Source organism: Aquabacterium sp. UBA2148 (genome assembly GCF_002328915.1).
GTDB classification, from domain to species: Bacteria; Pseudomonadota; Gammaproteobacteria; order Burkholderiales; family Burkholderiaceae_C; genus Aquabacterium; species Aquabacterium parvum.
Genome location: NZ_DCXA01000089.1, coordinates 1 through 848, shown reverse-complemented (window position 1 = coordinate 848; position 848 = coordinate 1). Strand labels below are relative to the sequence as shown.

The 848-nt window shown below is 66.3% G+C and carries 1 protein-coding gene; it reads right to left on the bottom strand.

Annotated features, from left to right (window positions below; translation table 11 throughout):
• Positions 1–85: 85 nt before the first annotated feature.
• Complete coding sequence (locus B2W70_RS04735; protein ID WP_414631027.1) at positions 86–841, bottom strand: type IV pili methyl-accepting chemotaxis transducer N-terminal domain-containing protein; 756 nt, start codon at positions 839–841, stop codon at positions 86–88.
• Positions 842–848: the final 7 nt, after the last annotated feature.

Sequence of the window (848 nt, the reverse complement as noted above, 5' to 3'; positions counted from 1 at the left end):
CAGCCGGTGCCGCAGTACGGGCAGGTGGCGCGGGTGACCTGGGTGGCAGCGGCGATGGGGATGGTCTTCATGGTGGGGCTGTGGTTCAGGTCAGTCGCGCGCACAGGCCGGTCACCCGGTCCATGATCTGCAGGATGTTTTCGCTGCTGCGCAGGACTTCGGCGCTGTGGCGCGGGGTGCGTGCCTGGCGGTCGAGGCGGCTGAGCGCATTGTCGAAGAAGACCCACTGCTGGCGGGCCAGAGACAACTCTTCGCGGATGGTGGTGGTGACCTCCGGTGCCGATTCGAGCAGGCTCAGCGCGCTGACGAACTCGCGTTTGGCGGTTTCAAGCTCGCGCTGCTGAACGGGGTCGGCGTCGCTCCAGGTGAGGCTGAGGTAGCACTTGGCCGAGCGCTGCGAGAGCATGCGCTGGCGCCCTGCCACATTGACCAGCTTCCCCACGGGCTTGCCCGAGAGTTTCTCGAGTTGCATGGTGCCCTGGTGAGCCAGAGCCAGCACCTGGGCGTCCAGGCTCAGCAGCTTGGCAGCTTGTTCGCGCTTGGGGGCGGTGCCAACGAGGGCCAGCTTGTAGTCGGCCCAGACACCCTCGAGTTGCTGGTAAGTGCTGCGGATGGCCGGCTGTGGGGCGTATGCCTTGAGTTCAACCAGTTGCCGGTCGAAGAGCGCCATCGATTCGGCCAGGATGCGCTCTGCTTTGGCGGGCTCGACGCCTTGCCCGATGGCCAGCCAGGCCTTGGCCATGCGCTGCGACAGCATGCGCTGGCGGCCTGCCTTGTTGATGGCATCGTTGAGGTCGATCACCTGTGCGCGTGCCGTGGCGGGCGCCATGGACATGGGCACGATGAAG